Below are 6066 nucleotides of genomic sequence, written 5' to 3' on the forward strand. Positions count from 1 at the left end.
AACGAGGTGAGATACCATGAACAAATCAGATAAGTTACAAAATGTAGTCAAATTATTATCATCTTTAGGCGTCAATATCAAAAAAACAAAATCTCGTTTCGACATTATTAATACTTTGCCTACCACAAAAACCGTTACTCAAGAACTTAAATAATATGTGATTGAAAAAAGCCTGAGACATTATTAGTTGTCTCAGACTTTTTTATGTGTTGGAGATACATTGCTGAAGTGGAACGATAAAGTCAAAATGAGTTTTGTTTCATTCTCATTCATACTATTTTCATGTTATTAACTGAATTAAAATATATTTATTATTAAGCATCTTTTGACGCTGGCTTTTGATGGTAATAAATAGAAAGTATAACACCAATACCTAGCATTAAACTCCATAATGCGCTACCACCATAACTAATAAAAGGTAGTGGTATACCTGTAATAGGTAAGAGTTGAATCGTCATACCGATATTTTGCAAAATATGGAAGACGAGTAAAGAAATATAACCAATTAAAAATACCTTATTAAATGATGAAGTTGTTTTTATAGCTAAACGGATAAGATGGAAAATTAAAGCTAGGAATATAAGAAGTAATATCACTGCTCCAATAAATCCAATTTCTTCTCCAATGACAGAAAAAATAAAATCGGTATGGTTTTCTGGAATGTATACTTCTCCGTGATTATAACCTTTACCAAATAATTGACCGGATCCTATAGCTTTTAACGATTCTGTTAAATGGTAGCCATCTCCATTACTATAAGCATAAGGATTCAACCATGAATTGATTCGACCCATTTGATACATTTTGATATGTAACGTTTTCTCAATCAGAGAGGGTTTATATATAATGGCTAAAATAATACTACTTCCTAATATTGCTACAGTAATAAAGATAGGGGCAAGAATACGCCATGTAATACTACTCACTAGCATGATTCCAACAATAATGGCACATAGAACCAATGTAGTTCCTAAATCATTTTGAAGTAAAATTAATATCATAGGTACTAGAGATATGCCAATAATTTTAAAAAATAAGATTAAATCAGTACGAAAAGATTTATTAAATGTAAATCGATTATGATTAGAAACGATTTTAGCCAAGGCAAGTATCAAAATAATCTTCATAAATTCTGAAGGTTGAATACTAATTGGACCAAAAGCATACCAACTTTTAGCGCCATTAATAATAGGCGTAATAGGTGTTTCAGGAATGATTAATAAACCTAGTAGTAAGATACAAAAGAAGATATACCATATATATGTATTATTTTTTATTTTTTTGGGAGAAAAAATCATCACAATAAGTGCTAGTATTGCTCCTAAAATATAATAGATAATTTGACGAATACCAAAATTGGCACTATATTGGCCGCCACCCATAGCAGAACTGATTGTAGTCACACTAATGATGGCTAAAATCATTATTAATGCTATAAGTATCCAGTCAATTTTTCGAAGCCAATGTGTTGTAGGCTGTTGACGGGATGAATATTTCATAAAAAACTCCTTAAATTCTATGGGATAGTATATATAGATTTTACATGACTTTATATGATTATGCTACAAAATATAGAAGATGATATAAAGTCGAAGCGGTTTAATCTAAAAAATAACCATTAACATGAGTGGACTATTCTTTAAGAAATTTATATATTTATTTATTGGTAAATGCAAAAAATACTGATACTGTGATAATATGAACTTTTAGAAAGAATAATTTAAATTACATATCGTTAATGAAACGTATAATTAACAATTTAAACTTAATACATTATAGTATTATAATTATGATGAGAGAAACAAAAGCGTAATTAAACTTCAATTTATAAATGGCTTTTGTCATTATTTTTCTCGATGGAGGATATAAAGCATGGTAAAAGAAAATATTTGTATCGTATATGGTGGTAAAAGTGCTGAGCATGATGTATCAATTTTAACGGCACAAAATGTATTAAATGCGATTAATAAAGACAAGTATCTTGTAGATATTATATATATTACAAATGATGGTCAATGGAAGAAAAAAGAAAATATTACAAAAAACATTAAAACTATTGAAGAATTACATTTAGAAGATATAAGTCCTGGAGAAATTACATTACTTTTAAAAGAAAATGGGGAAGGAAATAAATATGATGCTATTTTCCCATTATTACATGGACCAAATGGTGAAGATGGTACCATTCAAGGTTTATTTGAAGTGCTAGATTTGCCATATGTAGGAAATGGTGTATTAGCTGCATCCAGTTCGATGGATAAATTAGTAATGAAACAATTGTTTGAACATCGCGGTTTACCTCAACTACCTTATATTAGTTTTTTAAGAAGTGAATATGAAAAATATGAAGGTAATATTATTAAACTCGTTAATGATAAATTAACATACCCAGTATTTGTAAAACCTGCTAACCTTGGCTCTAGTGTGGGTATTAGTAAATGTAATAATGAAGATGAACTTAAAAAAGGGATTGAAGAAGCATTTCAATTTGATCGTAAGTTAGTGATTGAACAAGGTGTTATTGCACGTGAAGTAGAAGTTGCAGTTTTAGGTAATGACTATCCTGAAACAACATGGCCTGGAGAAGTAATTAAAGATGTTCAGTTTTATGACTATAAGTCAAAATATAAAGATGGTAAAATCAGTTTACAAATTCCAGCAGAATTAGATGAAGAGGTTCAAATGACGCTACGTAATATGGCATTAGAAGCATTTAAAGCTACAGATTGTTCTGGATTAGTACGTGCTGATTTCTTTGTGACAGAAGATAATCAAATCTACATTAATGAAACAAATGCGATGCCTGGTTTTACAGCATTTAGCATGTATCCAAGTTTATGGGAAAATATGGGATTATCATACTCTGATTTAATCACTAAACTAATTGATTTAGCTAAAGAACGTTACGAAGATAAAAAGAAAAATAAATATACTATCGATTAAGCGAGGAGCCTAAGTATGATTGAAGTTTCATTAAAACAAATACAAAAATGGATATCTTGCGATATTGATGAAGCATATTTAGAACATCAAATTAAAGGAGTCACTATCGATTCTCGCCATGTAGAAAAAGAAATGTTATTTGTTCCATTTAAAGGCGAAAATGTAGACGGTCATCGTTTTGTAGAACAAGCACTAAAAAGTGGTGCTGGTGCTTCATTTTATGAAAAAGGACAGGATATTAGCGATTCAATTCAAGGACCTATTATATGGGTTGATGATACATTAACTGCTTTACAACAATTAGCTAAAGCGTACTTAAAGCATGTTAATCCAAAAGTAATTGGAGTGACCGGTTCTAATGGTAAAACAACAACAAAAGATATGATTGAAAGTGTGTTACATACCGAATTTAGAGTCAAAAAAACACAAGGTAACTATAACAATGAAATTGGATTACCTTTAACCATTCTTCAATTAGACAAAGACACAGAAATTTCTATTTTGGAAATGGGTATGTCAGGATTCCACGAAATTGAATTGTTATCTAAAATTGCGGAACCTGATATTGCGGTTATCACAAATATTGGTGAATCTCACATGCAAGATTTAGGTTCTAGAGAAGGTATTGCTAAAGCCAAATCTGAAATTACTATTGGTCTTAAATCTGATGGCACATTTATATATGATGGAGATGAACCACTTCTAAAGCCCCATGTTGAAAATGTGAAAAATGCAAAACTTGTTAGTGTTGGTTTAAATCATGAAAATACATTAGTATGTAAAGTTGAAAATAGTAAAAATGATGGCATAGCATTTATGATCAATAACAAGGAACATTATGAATTACCAATTTTAGGTATTCACAACATGAAAAATGCTACTATCGCTATTGCAATTGGACATGAACTTGGTTTAGATTACAACACAATTCAAAAGAATATAAGTAATGTACAACTCACAGGTATGCGTATGGAACGACATGTTACTGATAATCAAATTACGGTTATTAATGATGCTTACAATGCAAGTCCAACAAGTATGAAAGCGGCTATTGATACATTAAGTCATATGAATGGACGTAAAATCATTGTACTCGCTGATTCTTTAGAATTAGGTGAAAATAGTCAACGTATGCATGAAGATGTAGGTACTTATTTGGACAATAAAGGTATTCATACGTTACTTACTTACGGTAATGATGCTAAGTTTATAAGTCGTACAGGTGGCCAGTTTGTGGAAGATGTAGCTTATTTTTCAGATAAAAATGAACTGACTCATTACTTAAAGTCTATTTTGCAACCTGATGACAAAGTGTTAATTAAAGGGTCACGTGGTAATAAACTTGAAGAAGTAGTAAATGCTTTAATTTAATTATTCATTATAATTAAGAGTTGCTTAGAAATGAAAGGTTTCAAAGCAACTTCTTTTTATTATTTTAATAGAACAAATACTCTACTTAAAAACGTTACTTGCTGTAGATATGAAAATTGCTTTATTGCTATAACTATTTTTAGGTGGTACTATATAGAAGTTGACGTAATAAGAAGACCTTATATACAAAAACGTATATTGATAAATAAAAGAATTAAAAGGAGAATTATATTGCAAAATTTTAAAGAATTAGGGATTTCGGATAAAACGGTAAAAACCCTAGAAGAAATGGGTTTTAAAGAACCAACACCGATTCAAAAAGAAAGTATCCCTTATACATTAGAAGGAAAAGATATCCTTGGACAAGCTCAGACAGGTACGGGTAAAACAGGAGCTTTTGGTATTCCTTTAATAGAAAAAGTTGTTGGAAAATCAGGTGTTCAAGCTTTAATTTTAGCACCTACAAGAGAATTAGCAATGCAAGTTGCTGAACAATTACGCGAATTCAGTCGTGGACAAAATATTCAAGTTGTTACTGTCTTTGGTGGTATGCCAATTGATAGACAAATTAAAGCGTTAAAACGTGGGCCTCAAATTGTAGTAGGAACGCCAGGACGTGTTATCGATCATTTGAATCGTCGTACATTAAAAACGAATGATATTCATACTTTAATTTTAGATGAAGCGGACGAAATGATGAACATGGGCTTCATTGATGATATGAGATTTATTATGGATAAAATCCCTGCTGAACAACGACAAACAATGCTATTTTCAGCGACAATGCCTAAAGCTATTCAGACATTAGTACAACAATTTATGAAATCACCACAAATTGTTAAAACGATGAACAATGAAATGTCTGATCCTCAAATCGACGAATACTATACAATTGTTAAAGAGTTAGAGAAATTTGATACATTTACTAATTTCTTAGATGTACATCAACCTGAGTTAGCTATTGTATTTGGTAGAACTAAACGTCGTGTAGATGAGTTAACAAGTGCATTGCTTACTAAGGGTTACAAAGCAGAAGGATTACATGGAGACATTACACAAGCCAAACGTTTAGAAGTACTTAAAAAATTCAAAAACGATCAAATTGATATATTAGTTGCCACAGACGTTGCAGCACGTGGTCTTGATATTTCAGGTGTAAGTCACGTATATAACTTTGATATACCTCAAGATACTGAAAGTTATACACATAGAATTGGACGTACAGGTCGTGCAGGTAAAGAAGGTATTGCTGTTACGTTTGTTAACCCAATTGAGATGGATTACATTCGTCAAATTGAAGAAGTCAATGACAGAAGAATGAAAGCTTTAAGACCACCTCATCGTAAAGAAGTGCTTAAAGCACGTGAAGAAGATATTAAAGACAAAGTTAAAAACTGGATGTCACGTGAGAGTGAAGATCGTTTAAAACGTATTTCTAGTGAATTATTAGAAGAATATGATAGCACTGAATTAGTAGCTTCATTATTACAAGAACTTGTTGAAGCAAACGATGAAGTTGAAGTTCAATTAACTTTCGAAAAGCCACTTGCAAGAAAGAGTCGTAATAATAAAGGTAATCAATCAAGACGTGGTGGTAAACGAAACAATAAATTTAACAACAAAAATAAACGATCAAAAGGTAACTTCAATAAGAAAAAAGGTAAAAAACAAGATCGTCGAGATAGACAAGATAAAAGAAAAACATCTATCAAAGGTCGTACGTTTGCTGATTTACAAAAATAGTTGTTATAG

Annotated in this window: 5 protein-coding genes; 4 read left to right on the top strand and 1 reads right to left on the bottom strand. The window is 30.8% G+C overall.

Translation table 11 applies throughout. The annotated features are described in order from the left end of the window. Positions 1-16 precede the first annotated feature (16 nt). Complete coding sequence (locus CD034_RS08975; protein ID WP_002437525.1) at positions 17-154, top strand: Lmo0850 family protein; 138 nt, start codon at positions 17-19, stop codon at positions 152-154. 160 nt (positions 155-314) lie between these two features. On the opposite strand, the gene CD034_RS08980 is transcribed toward CD034_RS08975, so the two are convergent. Further along, positions 315-1499, bottom strand: coding sequence for an FtsW/RodA/SpoVE family cell cycle protein (locus CD034_RS08980; RefSeq protein WP_002455068.1), 1185 nt, complete (start codon positions 1497-1499; stop codon positions 315-317). A 373-nt stretch (positions 1500-1872) separates the two neighbouring features. On the opposite strand from CD034_RS08980, the gene CD034_RS08985 reads away from it, so the two are divergent. From CD034_RS08985 to cshA, 3 genes are all read left to right on the top strand, one after another. Continuing rightward, the gene (locus tag CD034_RS08985) at positions 1873-2943 is read left to right on the top strand and encodes a D-alanine--D-alanine ligase (protein ID WP_002455069.1); all 1071 of its coding nucleotides are present in this window, start codon (positions 1873-1875) and stop codon (positions 2941-2943) included. A gap of 15 nt (positions 2944-2958) precedes the next feature. Next, positions 2959-4314 (top strand): UDP-N-acetylmuramoyl-tripeptide--D-alanyl-D-alanine ligase, encoded by a 1356-nt coding sequence (locus tag CD034_RS08990; RefSeq protein WP_002455070.1) that lies wholly within the window; start codon positions 2959-2961, stop codon positions 4312-4314. Positions 4315-4545: 231 nt separating this feature from the next. After that, complete coding sequence (gene cshA, locus CD034_RS08995; protein ID WP_002448713.1) at positions 4546-6057, top strand: degradosome RNA helicase CshA; 1512 nt, start codon at positions 4546-4548, stop codon at positions 6055-6057. The last annotated feature ends 9 nt before the right edge of the window (positions 6058-6066 follow it).

Origin of the sequence: Staphylococcus hominis subsp. hominis (assembly GCF_002901845.1) — a bacterium.
Classification (GTDB): Bacteria; Bacillota; Bacilli; order Staphylococcales; family Staphylococcaceae; genus Staphylococcus; species Staphylococcus hominis.